This is a genomic window from Bacillus sp. FSL K6-6038, assembly GCF_038050455.1.
GTDB lineage: Bacteria > Bacillota > Bacilli > Bacillales > Bacillaceae_G > Bacillus_A > Bacillus_A pseudomycoides.
On the sequence record NZ_JBBOUH010000001.1, the window covers coordinates 4,409,200 to 4,428,924 of the forward strand.

Annotated in this window: 17 protein-coding genes and 2 other annotated features; all 17 genes read right to left on the bottom strand. The window is 37.4% G+C overall.

Going from position 1 to position 19,725, the window contains the following annotated elements:
* Window positions 1-144: 144 nt before the first annotated feature.
* A complete protein-coding gene (gene adhP, locus NSQ40_RS23185; RefSeq protein ID WP_003201014.1) occupies window positions 145-1,161 on the bottom strand; it encodes an alcohol dehydrogenase AdhP in 1,017 nt (338 codons plus the stop codon).
* Between the two features lie 197 nt (window positions 1,162-1,358).
* Window positions 1,359-1,715, bottom strand: coding sequence for a 50S ribosomal protein L20 (gene rplT, locus NSQ40_RS23190; protein ID WP_003201011.1), 357 nt, complete (start codon window positions 1,713-1,715; stop codon window positions 1,359-1,361).
* A gap of 37 nt (window positions 1,716-1,752) precedes the next feature.
* Entirely contained in the window at window positions 1,753-1,953 is a 201-nt protein-coding gene (gene rpmI, locus NSQ40_RS23195) for a 50S ribosomal protein L35 (protein ID WP_001125945.1), read from the bottom strand.
* A 21-nt stretch (window positions 1,954-1,974) separates the two neighbouring features.
* Complete coding sequence (infC, locus tag NSQ40_RS23200; RefSeq protein ID WP_000973214.1) at window positions 1,975-2,478, bottom strand: translation initiation factor IF-3; 504 nt, start codon at window positions 2,476-2,478, stop codon at window positions 1,975-1,977.
* Between the two features lie 61 nt (window positions 2,479-2,539).
* Window positions 2,540-2,661: a sequence feature (ribosomal protein L20 leader region), on the bottom strand.
* Window positions 2,662-2,867: 206 nt separating this feature from the next.
* On the bottom strand, window positions 2,868-4,799 hold the full coding sequence (thrS, locus tag NSQ40_RS23205) for a threonine--tRNA ligase (protein ID WP_003201009.1): 1,932 nt from the start codon (window positions 4,797-4,799) through the stop codon (window positions 2,868-2,870).
* Window positions 4,800-4,846: 47 nt separating this feature from the next.
* Window positions 4,847-5,075 (bottom strand) — a binding site (T-box leader).
* A 31-nt stretch (window positions 5,076-5,106) separates the two neighbouring features.
* A complete protein-coding gene (gene ytxC, locus NSQ40_RS23210; protein ID WP_003201007.1) occupies window positions 5,107-5,988 on the bottom strand; it encodes a putative sporulation protein YtxC in 882 nt (293 codons plus the stop codon).
* A 233-nt stretch (window positions 5,989-6,221) separates the two neighbouring features.
* Complete coding sequence (gene dnaI / locus NSQ40_RS23215) at window positions 6,222-7,160, bottom strand: primosomal protein DnaI (RefSeq protein ID WP_003201005.1); 939 nt, start codon at window positions 7,158-7,160, stop codon at window positions 6,222-6,224.
* A 33-nt stretch (window positions 7,161-7,193) separates the two neighbouring features.
* Window positions 7,194-8,600 carry a replication initiation and membrane attachment family protein gene (locus NSQ40_RS23220; RefSeq protein ID WP_003201003.1) on the bottom strand — a complete coding sequence of 469 codons (1,407 nt, stop codon included), beginning with the start codon at window positions 8,598-8,600 and terminating at the stop codon, window positions 7,194-7,196.
* A gap of 115 nt (window positions 8,601-8,715) precedes the next feature.
* Window positions 8,716-9,177: a transcriptional regulator NrdR gene (nrdR, locus tag NSQ40_RS23225; protein WP_016116577.1), complete on the bottom strand. Its 462-nt coding sequence runs from the start codon at window positions 9,175-9,177 to the stop codon at window positions 8,716-8,718.
* 264 nt (window positions 9,178-9,441) lie between these two features.
* The gene (gene speD / locus NSQ40_RS23230) at window positions 9,442-9,825 is read right to left on the bottom strand and encodes an adenosylmethionine decarboxylase (RefSeq protein ID WP_006096185.1); all 384 of its coding nucleotides are present in this window, start codon (window positions 9,823-9,825) and stop codon (window positions 9,442-9,444) included.
* A gap of 388 nt (window positions 9,826-10,213) precedes the next feature.
* Window positions 10,214-11,242, bottom strand: coding sequence for a glyceraldehyde-3-phosphate dehydrogenase (locus tag NSQ40_RS23235; protein ID WP_018764454.1), 1,029 nt, complete (start codon window positions 11,240-11,242; stop codon window positions 10,214-10,216).
* Window positions 11,243-11,351: 109 nt separating this feature from the next.
* Entirely contained in the window at window positions 11,352-11,954 is a 603-nt protein-coding gene (gene coaE, locus NSQ40_RS23240; RefSeq protein WP_003200993.1) for a dephospho-CoA kinase, read from the bottom strand.
* Window positions 11,955-12,006: 52 nt separating this feature from the next.
* A complete protein-coding gene (ytaF, locus tag NSQ40_RS23245; RefSeq protein ID WP_003200991.1) occupies window positions 12,007-12,639 on the bottom strand; it encodes a sporulation membrane protein YtaF in 633 nt (210 codons plus the stop codon).
* An 83-nt stretch (window positions 12,640-12,722) separates the two neighbouring features.
* Window positions 12,723-13,553: a DNA-formamidopyrimidine glycosylase gene (mutM, locus tag NSQ40_RS23250; RefSeq protein WP_003200990.1), complete on the bottom strand. Its 831-nt coding sequence runs from the start codon at window positions 13,551-13,553 to the stop codon at window positions 12,723-12,725.
* Between the two features lie 12 nt (window positions 13,554-13,565).
* A complete protein-coding gene (gene polA / locus NSQ40_RS23255; protein ID WP_003208732.1) occupies window positions 13,566-16,199 on the bottom strand; it encodes a DNA polymerase I in 2,634 nt (877 codons plus the stop codon).
* Window positions 16,200-17,143: 944 nt separating this feature from the next.
* Window positions 17,144-18,907: a two-component system histidine kinase PnpS gene (gene pnpS / locus NSQ40_RS23260; protein WP_033796471.1), complete on the bottom strand. Its 1,764-nt coding sequence runs from the start codon at window positions 18,905-18,907 to the stop codon at window positions 17,144-17,146.
* On the bottom strand, window positions 18,900-19,616 hold the full coding sequence (locus NSQ40_RS23265) for a response regulator transcription factor (RefSeq protein WP_003200984.1): 717 nt from the start codon (window positions 19,614-19,616) through the stop codon (window positions 18,900-18,902). Before NSQ40_RS23265 ends, pnpS begins: the two co-directional genes overlap by 8 nt.
* Window positions 19,617-19,725 lie beyond the last annotated feature (109 nt).

A 19,725-nucleotide genomic window follows, 5' to 3' on the forward strand; every position in this document is an offset into this window, starting at 1 on the left:
ATATGATGAAACTTCCATATCATCTTTCCATTATAGCAGTGTCGTTTCTACTAGGAAAGATGCCTTTAAACGACAGTAAAAAAGCCAGAGGAAACCTCCGACTTTTTTACTGCATATTCTTCTATATTGTTATAGCTTTTATACTTATTTTGTCATATCAAGTACAACACGTCCATTAATCTTTCCTTCTTCCATTTCACTAAAAATCTCATTAATTTCATCAAGATGACGTGTTTCTATAATTGCTTTTACTTTTCCTTCTGCGGCAAATTGCAATGTTTCTTGTAAGTCTTTTCTTGTCCCTACGATAGAGCCAATAATTTTCACACCATTTAAGACGGTATCAAAGATTGGTACTTCCATCATTTCTGGTGGTAACCCTACTGCTACACACGCGCCACCTCGTCTAACAGAACGGTACGCTTGATCAAATGCCGGCTTTGATACAGCTGTACAAATAGATGCATGCACACCTTTTACTTTCTCGAATATCCACGCTGCCGCATCTTCTTTAAGTGGATTCACAGCTAAATCTGCACCAAGTTCTTTGGCGAGCTCTAATTTATCATCTACGGTATCAACAGCAACAACATGTAACCCCATTGCTTTTGCATATTGAACGGCTAAATGCCCAAGGCCACCGATACCAAAAATCGCAACCCAATCGCCAGGTTTTGCTTCTGATACTTTTAATGCTTTATATGTTGTAACACCGGCACAAAATAGCGGTGCTGCATCAACGAACTCTAAGTTATCCGGTACTTTCACAACATAATCAGCTGCTGCAACGCAATACTCTGCATAACCACCATCAACTGAGTAACCTGCATTATGTTGATCTAAGCAAAGCGTTTCACGGCCAGATAAACAATATTCACAATGACCACACGCTGAATATAGCCATGGTACTCCAACCCGGTCACCAACTTTTACGTGAGTAACACCTTCCCCTACTTCTTCAATAACTCCAACACCTTCATGTCCTGGAATTAATGGGAGTTTCGGTTTTACCGGCCAATCACCGTGCGCCGCATGTAAATCTGTATGGCAAACGCCGCATGCTTCAATATGTACAAGAACTTCACCAAGTTCAGCTTTTGGTTTTGGAACTTCTTTCACTTCTAACTTCTCTTTGAACTCATTTACAACTGCTGCTTTCATGTAAACGCCTCCTAGTTATAGATACAAAAAGTTCTTACAAGTTCATCTTAATATAATAGAAGAAACGAGAGGCAGTTGAATTATGACAATAATTTGCGAAATATATCACAAATTATTGAACAATTATATTAATTATAAAAGTAGCTCCAAACAATAAAAAAACCTCAGAAGAAAATTCTTCTAAGGTTTTTGAACAATTAGTTTAAGTTGTTTTTTGCAACTGTTGCTAATTCAGCGAAAGCTTTTTCGTCATGAACAGCTAAGTCAGCAAGCATCTTGCGGTTAACTTCGATACCAGCAACTTTTAAACCGTGCATTAAACGGCTGTAAGAAAGACCGTTAATACGAGCAGCTGCGTTGATACGAGTGATCCATAATTTACGGAAGTCACGTTTCTTTTGACGACGGTCACGGAATGCATATAGTAAAGATTTCATAACCTGTTGGTTAGCAACCTTAAATAATGTATTTTTAGAACCGTAGTAACCTTTTGCTAATTTTATAACTTTTTTACGACGTTGACGAGTAACTGTACCACCTTTTACTCTTGGCATAATATTACCTCCTATTTGTTCTATATATCAGCCGAACTTATTTTAAGTTGTCAAGCATTTGACGAATGCGTTTGAAGTCACCAGCGCTTACTACACCAGCTTTACGTAGTTTACGTTTAGCTTTCGTAGATTTGTTAGCGAATAAATGGCTTGTGTAAGCGTGTGAACGCTTAAGTTTACCAGATCCAGTCTTTTTGAAACGCTTTGCAGCGCCGCGATGAGTTTTTTGTTTAGGCATAGGTATTTCCTCCTCTATCTATTACTTATCGTTTTTCGGTGCTAAAACTAAGAACATACTACGTCCTTCCATTTTAGGCTTAGATTCGATTGTACTAACTTCAGCACAAGCTTCTGAGAAGCGATCTAAAACACGTTGACCGATTTCTTTATGAGTAATGGCACGTCCTTTAAAGCGAATTGACGCTTTAACCTTGTCGCCTTTCTCTAAAAACTTGATAGCATTACGAAGTTTTGTGTTAAAGTCGTGTTCATCAATTGTTGGACTTAAACGAACTTCTTTCATGCTAATTACTTTTTGATTTTTGCGCTGTTCTTTTTCTTTCTTTTGTTGCTCAAAGCGGAATTTACCGTAGTCCATAATGCGGCATACTGGCGGTTTCGCATTTGGAGCAACCAATACTAAATCAAGATTAAGATTTGCAGCTAAGTCTAAAGCGTCATTACGAGACTTGATGCCAAGTTGATCACCATTCGCACCAACTAAACGTACTTCACGTGCACGAATTTGCTCGTTAATCATCATATCCTTGCTAATAGTAAGCCACCTCCAAGGTTTTCTTAGAATACGTTTGTAGTCATAGAACCCAAACAAAAAAGTGTGGGCATACGGACACCCACACTTGTACAATCTTAAGTAAGAAAGACATTTACCTGCTAACTGCGTATGCGTCAATCAGGTGAGAAGCGGGTGCTTCTACTTGTTCTACAAAACAATATTCTATTATCCTTGATGAGTTTACCATAGGATATAACGTCTGTCAAGAAGACGCGTTTTACTAACAACAAGAAACATTGTAACAAACAACACGAATACATGCAATACTTTTTTATGATAAGTCTTGTTTGGTTATTATTTCTAATTTTTGTTCCCCTTACCCATAAAACAAAGGCGCGGCATGCCGCGCCTTTTCCTTAGCGTTTTCCTTCAACTTTAATCATATCAACAAACGCATCTAATGCGATTGTTTCTGATTTTTGTTCACCGTATTTACGTACGTTTACACCGTTTTCAGCAACTTCATTGTCACCTACTACAAGCATATACGGAATTTTTTGCATTTGTGCTTCACGGATTTTATAACCGATTTTCTCTTCACGAGTATCCACTTCCACACGGATACCAGCACGTTGCAAGTCTTCCTGTACTTTCTTCGCGTAGTCTAAATGTACTTGCGGAGAAACTGGGATTACTTGTACTTGAACTGGCGCTAACCATGTTGGGAATGCACCTTTGTACTCTTCGATTAAGAAAGCAACGAAACGTTCCATAGTTGATACAACACCGCGGTGAATAACAACTGGACGATGAGGTTTACCATCTTCCCCAACGTAAGTTAATTCAAAGCGCTCCGGAAGTAAGAAGTCTAATTGTACAGTTGAAAGTGTTTCGTCTTTTCCAAGTGCAGTACGAACTTGAACGTCAAGTTTTGGACCGTAGAATGCAGCTTCACCTTCAGCTTCATAGTACTCAAGACCCATTTCATCCATAGCTTCTTTTAACATAGATTGTGCTTTTTCCCACATTTCATCGTCAGCATAATACTTTTTAGTATCTTCTGGATCACGATAAGATAAGCGGAATGAATAATTTTCTAAACCGAAGTCTTTATATACTTCTAAAGTTAAGTTTACAACGCGTTTTAATTCTTCTTTAATTTGATCTGGACGAACGAAAATGTGCGCATCATTTAAAGTCATTCCACGTACACGTTGTAACCCAGATAGTGCACCCGACATTTCATAGCGGTGCATTGTTCCAAGCTCTGCAATACGAATTGGTAATTCACGATAGCTGTGGATATCGTTTTTATACACCATCATATGGTGAGGGCAGTTCATTGGACGAAGTACTAATTCCTCATTATCCATTTCCATTGATGGGAACATGCCATCTCGGTAGTGATTCCAGTGACCAGAAGTTTCATAAAGCTCTCTGCTTCCTAATACTGGAGTATATACGTGGTCATATCCTAAGCTCGCTTCTTTATCAACAATGTAACGCTCAATAATACGACGGATTGTTGCACCTTTTGGTAACCAAAGCGGTAAACCTTGTCCTACTTTTTGGCTATTTGTAAATAACTTCAACTCTTTACCTAATTTACGGTGGTCACGCTCTTTCGCTTCTTCAAGCATACGTAAATGCTCATCTAATTCTGCTTTCTTCACGAATGCAGTACCGTAAATACGCTGTAGCATTTTATTATTGCTATCGCCACGCCAGTAAGCACCTGCAACACTTAACAATTTAAACATTTTAATTTTCCCTGTAGATGGAAGGTGAACCCCACGGCAAAGGTCGTAGAATTCGCCTTGTTCATAAATTGAAATAACCGCATCTTCTGGAAGATCGTTAATCAATTCTAATTTTAGTTCATCGCCAATTTCTTCATAACGGCGAAGTGCTTCCGCACGTGGCACTTCATGACGAACGATTTCTAAATTCTCGTTCACAATCTTTTGCATCTCTTTTTCGATTTTTGGGAAGTCCTCAACTGTAATTGCTTCTTCCATATCGATATCGTAGTAGAAACCATTTTCGATTACTGGACCAATACCAAGTTTTACATCTTTATATAAACGTTTTAACGCTTGTGCTAAAAGATGGGCTGTTGAGTGGCGTAAAATGTATAAGCCATCTTCAGAATCTAATGTAATGATTGAAACTGCACCATCTTCTTCAATTGGTGTACGAAGATCGATCATCTCATCATTTAATTTTCCAGCCACAGCTTTTTTCTTTAAGCCTGGGCTAATAGAAGCTGCGATTTCTTCAGTTGTTGTTCCTTTTGGAAACTCCTTCACAGCTCCATCAGGGAAAGTAATTTTAACTACATCTGCCATCACTGGTCACTCCTTTTTTTCTCAAAATAAAAAACACTCATCCCGTAAAAAGGGACGAGTGTTGAATTCGTGGTTCCACCCTTGTTCCAATTAACTAAACTGTCAATTGCTCAAGTTCAACATAACGGTGTTGGCCGTTAGCAATTACTAGAAAAAGTGTTCACTGCTAAAGTTTAGAGGTGGTAAGTAATAAACCCGTACTAGGAAGCTCACACCCTAAGGCTTCCCTCTCTGAAAATCGTAGTAAATCACTCATGTCCTCATCGTAACATTTCAATATATTTCATTTATGTAGGTAATTATATGCTCAAAAACTTAGAAAATCAAGGGTGTTCCCTTTATTTTTTAAATTTTTTACGTTGTGTTCAAATTCATGCAGTGCACATAACTGAACTCGTTCTTGAAATACATTTTGAAGGGTAACAATCATATTGTGATCTTGCTCTTTCGTGTACAAATAAATCATTCTCGGCGCAATAGAAAGAAGCGGTGCAATTACCTTCGTGTCAATATATACGCCCTGCTTATTTAGTAAATCCTCTTCTATATATTGAACTAATTTTTCTTGTTTTAAACGTATTCCTTTTTCATCATAAAAAATAAAACTTTCATCAAATACAAGATGTAGACACGGTAAACGTGATTTTCGGCTGCTCACTTGTTGCCTTAGCATTTCTACAAACATTTGATATTCTTGCTCCATTTTATATTCATCGATCGCCACTTCCGCAAGTCGGTGTACCATCTCCCTATATGCGCGGAGGCGAAAACGAATATAAGATGAAAAAGAAAAAGAAAGTGGGTCACAGAGCCATCCTTTTAAAGAAGACATAATACGGACTTCAATCTTATTACGTGTTAGATCACGGGCAATCCCTTTTCGCTTTCCATTTAAGATAGCATGTGCCATATGTAAAATTTGATGGCACTCTTCTTGTTCTTCATAAAAAAATTTCTCTTTTAAAATAGTACGAAGCCATTCGTTTTGTTTTATATTAACAATAAAATAAAGAAGTACTGGTATTAAAACTTTCTCAATATAATTCGATTCGCATATTGGTATATGAATCGTTACCTTTTGTTCATATAAATAAACACTTGTTTCTTTATATAGCTTTTCCGTTCTCCTTATCAGTTGTTGATATACGTGCGCAGCATCATTTTTTTCTTCGAAGCAGATTTCAATCACTCTTGTCCCCCCTTTTATCCCGCTCTACGGAGTTACTTTCTCTCAAGCCCCCATAAGAGTCCAGTTCACGAAAGCTAGGCGCTAAGTAGCAATACCTTCTTCCGCTTCACTCTACAATCCTTGCTAATTTTATATATATTAAGGGACTAGAAAAAAAATGATACAAGCTCGTATGAAATTTCAAACATATACTGAAGAAACATAAAAAAAAGAGCAAGCAGTATGCTCACTCTTTACGTATGACGACGATTTTTCCCACCAATTGGAACTGGCTTCGCCAAATACTTAATACGCTCCATAATACGCGCCGCTTTCATTTCTTCTGCTTCTCCACGCTGTGTGTAGGTTAAATGATGTTCTAGCTGTTTAAAGTCAAAATTAGACGTAAAGAACGTCGGTAAGTTTTCAAGCATACGGAACTGCAGTATAGCACCAAGCACATCATCACGCACAAAGCTTGACATTGCTTCCGCCCCAATATCATCTAACATTAATACTTGTACACGCTTCACCGCATCAATTTTTTCACCTATCGTATTATTTTGCAGTGAACTTTTAATTTCTCGTAAAAATTCTGGTAAGTATACGATCATTGAACTTATTTTTTTTAAGGCTAATTCATTCGCAATCGCTCCTAAGAGATACGTTTTCCCTACACCAAATTTACCGTAGAAATATAACGCTTGTACTTTTTTTCCAGGTTCGTATGCACTTAAAAATTCATTTGCTGCACGAATCGCCTCAATTCGCGGTTCTAAATCTGATGGATCTAAATTTTCCATAGAAGCCTGTAAAATATCACTTGGCATATAGACACTTTGAACTAATTTTTCATATTTCTTCCGCTCATCATAAGCCACTTTTCTTACGCAGCGATCATATTGAATATCAATCATCTTACCTTGAATAATCAGTTTCGGCTCATATCCTTGAATCATATTTTTACATGATTCTAAGTTCGGACAATCTGCACATCCAACACTTTGCCCAATGTATTCATACAGTTTCACAAGACTTCGCTCTATCATGGAAGTCGTCACTTCACCTTTATGTTCTTCAATAAACTCTTTCACACGCGGATGCGCCATCACTTCCGCCTTTAACACTTCGTATCTATTTTTAAAATTCTCATTTTGCATCAACTTTGCAAATGAATTTTGAATATGCTCCATTCTCTCACCTCAAAGAGCGTTCATTCTCTTCTATTAATCACGCTTATATTTTTTCAACTCTTCTTCCAATCTCTTTCGTTCTTCTTCTAACTTGCTCGATTTTTTCGCCACATTCGTAAGTTCCTTAGGCTGTTCTTCTGGTTGTTCCTTGGATTGTTCTTTCAACCAATCGGGCACCATTTCTTTCCGCACTGTTTTCTTCGAAGTATGACCCTTTTTCTTCGTTTCAGCCCATTCTTGATATTGACGATTCTCTTCTTTCGCCAATGCCATCGCTTCTGATACCGTACCTACTTTTTTTCGTGCCCAGTGCCCCGCAATTTTCTCAACATATGTTTTGGCAAGCTTCATATCCGAACGCAGCATTACATAATAAATAAGTACATTGACCACACCTGGCGTTAGTTTTTGATTCATCATTACTTCTTCTACAATTTGCAAATCTGCTTTCGTTGCTTCTGCCCCGCCTGAAATTTCTTTTAACAATTGTTTTGGAGAAATTTCTTCTAGCTGTTTAATGAGCATCTCTTCTTGCGTAGACGGCTCTTTCTCTTTCATCGTACGTGCAGCATGAGGCTGTACTCGTTCACTTAACACTGGAAGCGCTTGACCATTTTCAAATTGATACCAATCACGCGCTCCTTTCCGAAGCCTTTCCATATCAATCGTTTGCAATTCTGTCATTGCACCAAGCACAATATTTTGCATCGACAGCACATCCACACCATACACGTAAGAGAGTGTAACAACACATTCACGCACTTGGTCCGTAATCGCTTTTCGCGGCACAAGAGTCGATAACCCTTCTACAAATAAAGAAAAATCAAAGAAATCGTTCCAAAGTTGTGGGGCAGTTCCTTTTTCATTGCCCGGCATAACTGCGCTACTTGGAATTCGAAGTTCCTCTTGCGCATGTTCAAATTGCCCTGGATTAAAAGACCCAAATACATCATTAAAGGAATGTGTAACATTTTCATAAGAAGCAAAATCAAACTCTTCTTCTAAAAAATATTGTTTAACTTGATTATATTTCGCACGGCTTAATCGATTATACAAAAAGATGCTCAGGACAATATCATCAAAAAATTGTTTTGGTGATAACGGCGGCTGCAATTCGTATATAAACATTCGAATATCTTTTTCTTTTTTTATATATACGTTTAAAAGCCCAATTGCTTCTAATTTCATCCGTTCTTCATATACTTCAGGAAGCTGCATTTGCATTGTCACCATAAGAGAGTGGTGTGTATTCTCTTTTCCAAATACACGATCCTGCTCTAGCTCTCCCCACAGCGTCATGTATAAGCTAAAAGCCTTGCTACCCACTAATGGTTGATATAACATCGTTAATACCTTCCGATCGTAACTATGCAGCAACCCCTTTGCACTTACTTTATAACGATCAATTGGCAATAGCTCCATCCATGACTGTTTTTCCATCCTTGCAATTCCTTTCTTTCTTCCATTCTACGTATATAATTCCTTAGTGAAAAAGAGCTAATAGCTTTCGCTTCTAGCTCTTTTTCACCACTATTTGCGGGCTCAAAGTTTCACTTTATTCTCGTTCTTTTTGCAGTATATCTTTTAATTCTTCAATAAATACATTTAAATCTTTAAATTGACGATATACGGAGGCAAATCGTACATAAGCAACATCATCAATATCTCGAAGTGCTTCCATTACGATTTCACCGATCATATCACTTTTCACTTCTGATATTCCTAAATTACGAAGTTCACGCTCCACATTTTGTGTTACTTCTTCTAATTGTTTTAACGATACAGGTCTTTTTTCACACGCTTTAATTAATCCACGCAAAATCTTTTCTTTATTAAACTCTTCTCGTGTTCCCTCTTTTTTTACAACAATAAGAGGTGGTTCTTCTACTCGTTCAAATGTCGTAAATCGATTTAAACAACTTTCACACTCTCTTCTTCTTCGAATGGAGCGTCCCTCATCTACCGGACGTGAATCCAATACTCTTGTACCATTATGAAAACAGGCTGGACAACGCAACTCATTCACTCCCTTGCAATTTAATCTTCATTCTTTTTACTTCATCTACATGTGAAAATATATATACAATATTATATAACCTATTTGTATTTGCTCACTACCTTATCCTACTATTCACGTTCAATAATACGTTACTTTTTAAAAATTTACTTTATAGCAAGCATTCGTCAAAAACAGTCTACCATTTTACAATTTCAAATTTATATAAACTAAAAAGAGGTGCATTATACACCTCTTTACATTTTAAATCAATTATGTTCTTTTTTAAAGAGCTTTTGTTTCTCTATGCTTAATTTCGAAGCTACCTGTGCCTCGAGGAAGCTCGATGCTCTCTCGCGTTTTCGCATTTAAACCTTCTGCAATATACTCTGCAGCAACATTTGGATCAATACGATCCCCGCAAGTATAAACATCAATACTTGCATAGCCGTGCTCTGGAAAGCTATGAATTGTTAAATGTGACTCCGAAATGATTACAACTCCACTTACACCCTGTGGCGCAAATTTATGAAAAGCAACCTCACGTACTTCAGCACCAGCTCTTAGTGCTGCATCCACAAATAATTGTTCAATAAACGGCATATCATTAAGCTTGTCGAAATCGCAATCCCAAAGTTCAGCGATTACGTGACGACCCATCGTGTCCATAGTATCCATTCTACAGTTCCCCCTCATAAAAATTTAATCTAACTGTTCGAATTGAAAACTAATTTGCAATTTGGCTTGCTCTACTACCACGGGGGAAAGTTAGTCCAGAGAGGTCCTAACCCTTTAAGTAGTAACTACGTACCTCAGCTCTTAAGTTTACGAGTGTTAGTATACTTTGTTTATTTTCATTTTGCAACAACAGTTTTTTCGATTTTTTGTCATATTCTCTTCTTTACTTTTCCCCAAAAAAAATAATTGATTCACAAATGCAGTAATCACAATGTTTTTTTATATGTACCATTTATAAAAATATACTCATATAATTTTTTTCCTTTTCAGAAAAAAGCATAAAAAAGAAGACAAGCAATCGCTTGCCTTCCTTGTATCATTAAATGTGTTGCACACTTTCTTGTTTTGTTAATTCAGCGCCAACTAACTTCACAAGATCTACAACGCGGCGAGAGTAACCCCACTCGTTATCATACCAAGCAAGTACTTTCACTTTACGTTCGCCCATTACCATTGTAGATAAACTATCAATGATAGCTGAGTGTGTATTTGTATTAAAGTCAATCGAAACTAAAGGTTCCTCACTGAACTCAATAATCCCTTTCAATGGACCGTTTGCAACAGTTTTAAACGCTTCATTAATTTCCTCAACTGTTACATCACGTTTTACATCTACTACTAAGTCAACAAGAGACACGTTTGGTGTCGGAACACGAAGTGCCATCCCATGAAGTTTTCCGTTTAAATGTGGAAGAACTTTCGCTAGAGCTTTCGCAGCGCCTGTTGTTGTAGGAATAATAGACTGTCCACAAGCACGCGCTCTTCGTAAATCTTTATGTGGGTTATCAATATTTTTTTGGTCATTTGTATAAGCATGAACAGTTGTCATTAAACCGTTTTCAATTCCAAATTGCTCATCTAACACCTTAACAACAGGCGCTAAACAGTTTGTTGTACAAGATGCATTTGAAATCACAGTATGGTTTGTAATATCTAATTGTTCTTCGTTTACACCAACTACAATTGTTACATCTTCATTTTTACCAGGTGCTGTTAAAATAACCTTTTTCGCCCCAGCTTCTACGTGAAGAATTGCTTTTTCTTTCGCATTAAATTTACCAGTTGCTTCAATTACAATTTCAACATCCAGTTCTTTCCAAGGCAATTCTTTTGGATCGCGGTTGTTTAGAAGGCGAATCATTTTCCCATCCACTAATAAATGATCTTCAAATGCTTCCACTGTTCCGTCAAACTTGCCATGAACTGTATCATACTTGATTAAATGTGCTAATGTTTCTGGTGGATAGCTTGCGTTAATCGCTACAATTTCGAATGCGCTTTCTTTTATCGCTTGACGAAATACCATTCTCCCAATACGTCCAAATCCATTAATTGCCACACGAGTCATAATATGTTATCCCCCTTGAATGCGTTATACTATTTATCTCCAATCCCAATAATAGTATAACACAAAAAGAAGATATGTCACTAAGCATTTTCACTAATTTCACAATTTTTTAGTTAATAATGTTCCATTCTTTTAAAATGAGCTGTAATTGCGCTTTTGTCTCAGCAATTGTGCCATCATTATAAATAACTTTATTAGCTAATGTTGCTTTCTCCGCTAAAGGCATTTGCGAATCAATACGTGCTTTCGCATCCTCTTCTGTAAAGCCATTTCGCTTCATTAAACGTTCTAATTGCATACTAGGTGATACAGCTACAACTACAATCCGATCAACAAGTGCTGTTAACTTACTCTCAAATAGAAGCGGAATATCTAACACAACCGCTTGCACTCCTTCCTTTATGTACATGTCCTTCTGCACATTCATTTCTTTGCGGACAGCTGGATGAACAATTTTATTTAAGCGCAATCGTTTTTCTTCATTATGAAATACAATACTCCCAAGCTTCGGACGATCAAGTTCGCCATCTGCTTGTAATATTTCTTCACCGAATACGTCTACAATTTCTTTATATGCTTCTTTACCTTGTTCTACAACTTCTCTTGCAATAATATCCGCGTCAATTACAGGTATTTGCAGTTCACGAAACATTTGTGAAACAGTACTTTTTCCACTTGCAATACCTCCTGTTAAACCTATAACAATTGTCATTCTATTTCCTCCTCACAAATAGAAGCGTGAAACTTATGTTTCACGCTCCCACTTACATTTTCCAAATTCCAATAATAATAAGTAAAATCCCAGGTAGGAACGTAAATTTTTGTAACCATCGCATATTCGATAAAACCGTTCCTAGCCTCATTCCGATAAATAAAAACAGAGAACTCATAACGGCAACTAACACTGCCATCATGGCGGGTGTATATCCTAGTAAGGATGCACCAATCCCTGCTCCAAACGAGTCTACTGAAAGAGCGATACCTAAAAGCAAGGCTTCCCCACCGGAAATCGTGCCTGATTTATCAAAATCGGCAACAGTCGGTTTCCGTAAAATTTGAATGACTAACCCAAGCGAAGCAATTTCTAACTTCCAAACTTTCTCTTCTTGCTGCGGTTCGTCTTTTTTATCACTCCGAAAAAACTGATACAACACCCACGCTCCAATAGCCACTAAAACGATTCCGCCAATGCGCGTTGCAATCACCGGAGAAAACACCTTAGCAATCATATGTCCAATTCCCATCGACACAAGCATAACAGCCGCTGAACACATTCCAATGATGAGTATCGATTTTAACGGAATCCGTACGCTCCGCAAACCATAAGTAAGCCCTACACTACAGCTATCCAAACTTAATGTAAAAGCTAATAAAATAAGAGAGAAATAATGATACATCGGTAAGCTCCTTCCCTATACATAGCTTTGCTGTATGTATATGACAAATGCCTATCCGATGTTATTAGAAAACGATATCTTTCTTAGCTTTTTGGCTGGCACATAGGACAATAATGCGTTCCTCGTCCACCAACAACTGTCTTTTCAATCACGTTCCCACAAGTTACGCATGGTTCACCTTTTCTTCCATACACATTTAGAAGCTCTTGGAACGAGCCGATTTGTCCTTGCGAATTGATATACGTTCTGATTGTACTTCCACCGCGCTCAACAGCCTCCGCTAATGTTGCAACGGTCGCCGCATGAATCTTTTCTATTTCAGCTTTCGTTAAAGATGAAGCTTCTCGTTCCGGGTGAATCCCGGAACGGAATAAAACTTCATCTACATATATATTACCAAGCCCGACTAAAAGACGTTGATCGAGCAATACAACTTTTATTTTACGGTTTGTCTTTTGCAATCTTTCTTGCAAATACCCTACTGTCAGTTCAGCGTCAAATGGCTCAGGCCCTAAATCAGCAAGTGGCATTTGGTCAAATTCTTCACCTTTTTTAAAGAGATGCATCGTGCCGAACTTTCTTACATCTTTATAGTGTAACTCTGTACCATCTGTAAACTGGAAACGCACATGCGTATGTTTATCTACCGGCTCATCATCTTTATGAAGCAAATATTTCCCTTCCATACGCAAATGTGAAACAATAACATACTTTGTTACATATAGAAGTAAAAACTTACCTCTTCGCTCAATCCGTTCAATCTTTTCACCTCGTAACATTTCTTTAAAGAGCTCTGCGTCATCTGGTCGCTTTACTAATTTTGGATATGTTACGATCACATCTTGAATTGTTTTTCCCGTTACAAGGTTTTCAAGTGTCCTTCTAACATTTTCAACCTCTGGTAGTTCAGGCATTCAATCACTTCCTTATTTTGCGTCATACCAAGTTGGACCAGAAGAATAATCAACTTTTAGAGGAACAGCAAGTTCAATCGCATGCTCCATCACTTCAGGTACAAGCTTTTCTAATTTTTCTACTTCTTCTTTTGGCACTTCAAAGATCAATTCATCGTGTACTTGCAGAAGAAGACGCGCTTGTAAACCTTCTTCTTCTAAGCGATCCGCCATAATAATCATCGCTTTTTTAATAATATCTGCCGCACTACCTTGAATTGGTGTATTCATCGCAGTACGCTCCGCAAAGCTGCGCAAATTAAAATTACGACTCGTAATTTCCGGAATATAACGGCGGCGATTTAATAATGTAGAAACGTATCCTTTTTGCTTCGCTTCTTGTACAATCTCATCCATATATTCTTTTACACCAGGGAAGCTTGCGAAATACTTTTCAATAAATTCCCCTGCTGCTTTTCGTGTGATTCCTAAGTTTTGTGAAAGCCCATAGTCACTAATACCATACACAATTCCGAAGTTAACCGCTTTTGCTTGACGTCTCATATTCGATGTTACTTCATCTTTTCCAACGCCAAACACGTCCATTGCAGTTTTCGTATGAATATCCATATCATGCTGGAACGCTTCTACTAACCCTTTGTCTTTTGCAATATGCGCCAAGACACGCAGTTCAATTTGTGAATAATCGGCTGCATACATAACCCAGCCTTCTTTCGAAGGAATGAACGCCTGACGAATCTTTCTTCCTTCTTCTAAACGGATCGGGATATTTTGCAAGTTTGGGTCTGTAGAACTTAATCGGCCCGTTTGCGTTAACACTTGATTAAAACGAGTATGAATTTTAGATGAATCTTCATGAACAACTTTTAATAATCCTTCAATATATGTCGAATTTAATTTTCCTAATTGACGATAGTGTAAAATTTTAGGAATAATTTCATGATGCTCCATTAACTTGTCCAGCACGTCAGCTGACGTAGAATATCCTGTTTTCGTCTTTTTAATAACCGGTAGGTTTAAATTCTCAAATAGAATCACGCCAAGCTGCTTTGGAGAATTAATATTAAATTCCGTTCCTGCAAGCTCATAAATTTCTTGTTCCATTTCCTTAAGCCTTCCAGCAAGCTCATCTCCCATACTACGTAAGCGCTCTGTATCAACCGTAACACCTTTCACTTCCATTTCAGCTAACACACGAGCAAGCGGCATTTCAAGCTCAGTAAATAGTTCATATTGTTCATTTTTTTGTAGTTCTTCTACAAATGTTTTTTGCACATCGTATAATACATGTACTTTTCGAGCTACGTGCTCCGCGACTATATCTTGCGCAGGAACCGCACGTTTTGCACCTTTTCCATACACTTCTTCATCAGATTTAACAGCATGCGTTTCTTTCATTTTCGCTACGGCACGGAAATCTTTATCTGTATCTGCTGGATCAAGTAAATAAGCGGCAATTAGTAAATCAAAGTAAATCCCTTGAATCTCTATACCTTTCCACTTAAGTGCAACAATGGCACGTTTCGCATCAAACGTATACTTTCTCATTTCATCATCTGCAAGCCACTTCTTAAAAGCTTCAGATTTTAGCGCAACATCGCTCGGAATGAAATAACAGCCATTTTCATTTTGAATACCGAACCCTTGAATGTCAGCTTTATGATAATTGTCTTCTTGTACTTCCACAATAATTGCACTATCTTGCTGCAGCATTTCTTCTGTTACTTCTTCTGCAATATCAAATGAAATATCATCTAATTCAGCTGGAGCTGTTTCTTCAGGAGTCGCACCGAGCTTATTTAATAGCGAAGTAAATCCTAAATTCTCGAACATTGGAATGACGTCACTTGCTTCATATCCTTTGTATTCGATATCATCTACATGCACTGTAATTGGTGCATCGGTAATAATTGTGGCAAGCTCTTTACTCATAAACGCTTGCTCTTTATTCATTTCTAGATTTTCTTTTAATTTTTTTCCGCTCACCTTGTCTAAGTTCTCATATACTGCTTCTACTGTTTCAAATTGCGTTAACAATTTGATTGCTGTCTTCTCACCAACTCCCGGTACACCTGGGATGTTATCCGATTGATCTCCCATTAAACCTTTCATATCAATAATTTGCTTTGGTGATAAACTATATTTTTCGAATAACGCTTCTTTCGTATATTCATCTACTTCTGTAATCCCTTTACGCGGAATACATACAAGCGTAGTATCAGAAACAAGCTGCAGTAAATCTTTATCTCCAGAAATAACTTTTACGTGAGCACCTTGTTCGTTCGCTTCTTTCGCTAGTGTGCCCATAATGTCATCTGCTTCATAGTTCTCTAACTCATAGCGTGGTACGTGAAACGCATCTAACAGTTCACGAATAAATGGGAATTGCTCTGATAGCTCAGGTGGCGTTTTTTGACGACCTCCTTTATATTCGCTAAATGTTTTGTGACGAAATGTTGTTTTACCCGCATCAAACGCAACAAGCATATGTGTTGGTTTTTCTTCTTCTAATATTCTCATTAACATCATCGTAAAACCATAAATTGCGTTCGTATGTATACCTTTGTCGTTATTTAAAAGCGGCAGTGCAAAGAAAGCACGATACGCGATATTATTTCCATCGACTAATACGACCTTTTTTTCCAAATTAGAAACCTCCCCATACAAATTTAAAACGATTTATATATAAATCCAAATTAAAAAACCGACATAACCCCTTTTTTTAGGAGGGAGAGAGCATCCAGCCATGCATAGAAGCGGTCACCCCATGCCAAGTTAAAACAAAAAGAGAAAACGAGCGCAGGTCACCTTTTTCATATCAACGACTTATATATCGAAAAATCAAAATGGATTTATATAGAAAGAAAAAACCGTCTTTTCCTTCTCTCTATATTAACACGACTAAGAGAGAGAAGAAAAATAACGGTTCTTCCTACTACATATATTTAATGTAAAATGGAGATGCTGTCACAATATCTCATGAATTAAAATAACCTTATCGTATTGATATAACACTTTGATATAAGTTACATAGAGATATTTCAAAAACAAAGATATTATAGTTTCACAAAAAGGGAAGTGACGAGAATAGAGCACCTATTCTCGTCCAAAATTACTCCTTGGATGAAGGGGTTTTCATGTATTATATTAACAGGACTTTATTAATATTTAATGAAGCTATTGTTAATATAATGTAAATATATCCCGTTCAAACGTTTACTATATAAATCCAAATTAAGAAACCGACATAAACCCTTTCTTTTTAGGCGAGAGAGTATCCGGCCATGCATAGAAGCGGTCAGACCCTCTTCCTGCTCCATGCCAAGTTAAAGCAGAGAGAAAAAACGAGTGTAGGTCACCTTTTTCATATCAACGACTTATATATCGAAAAATCAAAATGGATTTATATAGCTCTCATCCAATAAAGTGAAACTTTAATCAGTGGTTTTTCCATCCCCCACTGATTATTAGCCCTCACCAATCGGGCTTTTACGGGCAGCCCGACTCCACCTACCTTCTTTGCTTTTGCTGAACTTTGGGGTGGGGGTCTTACTGCCCGCGAATAGCGGGATAAAGGTTGCACATTATCATTACTTCTCCAAATCCGATTTCGGTAAAGCAACTGTAAATGTTGTTCCTTCCCCTACTTCACTCTCTACAGTAACTGTCCCATGATGGGCTTCTACTAAATGTTTTACAATCGATAACCCAAGGCCTGTACCGCCTGTATTTCTGCTTCTCGCTTTATCTACACGATAAAAACGTTCAAAAATACGCGGGATTTCTTCTTTACTAATCCCAATTCCTGTATCAGATACCTTTATATAAGCGTTATGTTCATCCTCTAACAACTCTACAGAAACCGTCCCGCCGGCTGGTGTGTATACAATTGCATTATTAACTAAATTGATAAAGATTTGTTTTAATCGGCTCGGATCTCCTATCACTGAAACGTGTCTCAACACATCAACTTGTAAGGAAATTTCTTTATCTTGTGATTTATTCTCTAGCACCATTTTAATTTCTCCAAGCAATTCCTTCATCTCAACAGTACCCATATTTAACTTAAATCCTTGTTGTTCAATCTTTGATAGATCCAATAAGTCTTCGATTAAGCCTTGCATACGCTCGCTTTCCTTTAAAATAATGTTCAGGAAATGCTCGCAAAACTGCTGATTTTCCATCGCACCATCAAGTAACGTTTCAGAAAATCCTTTAATAGAAGTAATTGGCGTCTTTAATTCATGTGAAACATTTGCTAAAAAGTCTTTTCGCATTTGCTCTAGTTTCTTTAGCTCTGTTATATCGTGGAATACGAGAACAATCCCTTTCCATTCATGATTTGTCCCAATAATTGGTGCGCCATATACTTCAAAGTGCTTTCTTTCAATACCAAGTGGCAGTAGCATTTGCTTGCGCACTTTCACTTCTGTCATAAAAATTTCTTCCACAAGTTCAATGATTTCTGCATGAAGAAACGCTTCATAATACAAACGATCTAAATACTCTTCATCCGTTACATGAAATATTTCTTTATACGAACGGTTTACAAGACTTATATAACCACGGCTATCAATTAAAATCATACCGCTTCCCATATTTTCAATCAGTGTATGTAAACGATCTTGTTGCATTTCTTGCTCTAGCGTCATTTCTTGTAAATTACGTGCTAAAATATTGATTGCCTTACTTAACATCCCCGTTTCATCTGAATGACTTTCATAAGCACGCGCTTTATAATTCCCCTTCGCCAATTCAATCGCTACTTTCGTAACAGACTCTATCGGACGAATATATTGACCTGTAATTTTCACACCAAGAAAAACAACAACAAGACAAGCAATCACAAACCCTACAATGAGTAATCCCCACGTTTTTTGATGAACATCTTTCAAAGGAGCAATTGTACTTTTTAGAATGATGTACCCTTGCTTCCCCTCTGCATCTTGAACAAACACCGCATGATGGAATACATTTTTATCATCTGTTTCCTTCGTAATCACTCTATTTTTTTGTTTTGCTGTTTCAGAGGAAAGTTCCTCAATTGTCGCTTGGTCGAATATAGGTTGCTTACCTTTACTATATTTGACTTTCTTCGCTTCATCAGTAAATATAACCGAAACCGGCACTTGTTCTTCTAATTTCTCAAATACGTTTGGCGCTTTTAGAACATGATCAATACCTTCTGCCTCTACTAATGAAGCAACATATCTTGCCTCTTTTACCGTTCTGTCTTTCGCATGATCGATGTAGTAATTCTCAAACACCGTTTCCAAAAGTACTCCTAGTCCAACTAAAATAAGAATAATAAGAGAAACAAATGTAAAGAGAAGCCTCGAGCGAAATTTATTCATCCCCCTTTGGCTCCTCTAATTTATAACCTAATCCACGAATTGTTTTAATGTACGCTGGTTTTTTCGTATTCTTTTCAATTTTATCCCGCAAATGACTAATATGAACATCGACGATTCTTGTATCGCCGGCAAAATCATAATTCCATACAGCACTTAGTAACTGATCACGTGTTAATACACGACCCTTATTCCTTGCTAAATATACAAGTAACTCAAATTCTTTTGGCGTTAGTTCTAGCTTTTCTCCTTGGAAATACGCCTCATAAAATTCAGGTAAAATTCTTAAATCATAGATATTGATACTATTTTCATCCTGCACTTCTGAAACTGGTTCATCTTGCAATTTCGTACGACGTAAAATCGCCTTCACACGTGCAACAACTTCCCTTGGGCTAAATGGCTTTGTCATATAATCATCTGCCCCAAGCTCAAGACCTAACACTTTATCAAACTCATCATCTTTCGCTGTTAGCATTAAAATAGGTGTCATAATACGCTGCAAACGTAATTCTTTACACACTTCCATACCATCCATTTTTGGAAGCATTAAATCTAATATAATCAGATCTGGACGTTCCGTTGTTGCTTTATGAAGCGCAACTTCACCATCCATCGCTGTTATCACTTCAAATCCTGCTTGCTGCAAATTGAATTCAATTAAAGTTAAAATAAACTCCTCATCATCAACAACTAAAATTCGATTGCTCATTCTCTTCCTCCAAGTTATAGACTTGAAACCTTCTTCATCCTAGTATTTCCCCACTATTTCCATCATACTAGAAAACAATCCCCCTCTCAATAGAATTGTCCATTCACTA

Bases quoted from the DNA above. Each gene is read 5' to 3' on its own strand.
- adhP (WP_003201014.1), bottom strand. From the start codon at position 1,161: ATGAAAGCAGCAGTTGTAAATGAGTTCAAAGAGAAGTTAGAAGTGAAA.
- rplT (WP_003201011.1), bottom strand. From the start codon at position 1,715: ATGCCAAGAGTAAAAGGTGGTACAGTTACTCGTCAACGTCGTAAAAAA.
- rpmI (WP_001125945.1), bottom strand. From the start codon at position 1,953: ATGCCTAAACAAAAAACTCATCGCGGCGCTGCAAAGCGTTTCAAAAAG.
- infC (WP_000973214.1), bottom strand. From the start codon at position 2,478: ATGATGATTAACGAGCAAATTCGTGCACGTGAAGTACGTTTAGTTGGT.
- thrS (WP_003201009.1), bottom strand. From the start codon at position 4,799: ATGGCAGATGTAGTTAAAATTACTTTCCCTGATGGAGCTGTGAAGGAG.
- dnaI (WP_003201005.1), bottom strand. From the start codon at position 7,160: ATGGAGCATATTCAAAATTCATTTGCAAAGTTGATGCAAAATGAGAAT.
- NSQ40_RS23220 (WP_003201003.1), bottom strand. From the start codon at position 8,600: ATGGAAAAACAGTCATGGATGGAGCTATTGCCAATTGATCGTTATAAA.
- speD (WP_006096185.1), bottom strand. From the start codon at position 9,825: ATGGACACGATGGGTCGTCACGTAATCGCTGAACTTTGGGATTGCGAT.
- NSQ40_RS23235 (WP_018764454.1), bottom strand. From the start codon at position 11,242: ATGACTCGTGTGGCAATTAATGGATTTGGACGTATTGGGAGAATGGTA.
- coaE (WP_003200993.1), bottom strand. From the start codon at position 11,954: ATGACAATTGTTATAGGTTTAACAGGAGGTATTGCAAGTGGAAAAAGT.
- ytaF (WP_003200991.1), bottom strand. From the start codon at position 12,639: ATGTATCATTATTTCTCTCTTATTTTATTAGCTTTTACATTAAGTTTG.
- mutM (WP_003200990.1), bottom strand. From the start codon at position 13,553: ATGCCTGAACTACCAGAGGTTGAAAATGTTAGAAGGACACTTGAAAAC.
- pnpS (WP_033796471.1), bottom strand. From the start codon at position 18,907: ATGAATAAATTTCGCTCGAGGCTTCTCTTTACATTTGTTTCTCTTATT.
- NSQ40_RS23265 (WP_003200984.1), bottom strand. From the start codon at position 19,616: ATGAGCAATCGAATTTTAGTTGTTGATGATGAGGAGTTTATTTTAACT.